Genomic DNA, 527 nt, shown 5'->3' on the forward strand with positions numbered 1-527 from the left:
GCAGAGCAAATAACGTTTTCATCCCCGGTAGGATTGTCATCCCCATCTTGGCCTGTGCAGCTCATATCCTGCGTCATGAATTGGGCTGCATTGAGCAACGCAGTAGCGCGAGCAAAATCAGTGCTTTGTGTTTTGGTCAAATCAAGGCAGTCATCTCCCATGCAGCGTATAGGCCCACCGCACTGGTACTCAGTTTCCTTTTCCAAGGTCGGAACAGAAACATCTGTACCACAGTCATAAGTATCCTCGTGGACGTAGCACGTACCAGAACTTCCCTGAGCACCATCAACACATTTGGAACTGATGAAGCCGCACTGAGGGTTTTCTTCATATTTCTGACAGCTATCGAGATTCCCGCCCGTGTTTACCGGACAGTGCGTTTCACCTTGAGGGTCTGTCCAGCAGTCCATTTGCCCCTTATAGAAGTCATAGTCAGCTTTAACTCGAACCTTTTTGCATAGTTTTGGAATACCAGGCAAAGGTGACGGCTTGAGTTGAGATTCGCAAACTTTGATCCCATTGATGAC

The 527-nt window shown here is 48.2% G+C and carries 1 protein-coding gene; it reads right to left on the minus strand.

The annotated features are described in order from the left end of the window. Positions 1–527, minus strand: a 527-nt coding sequence (traN, locus tag R7E78_RS30220; protein WP_318059157.1) for a conjugal transfer protein TraN, incomplete at both ends; no start/stop codon positions are given.

This window comes from Vibrio sp. YT-19(2023), from assembly GCF_033337395.1.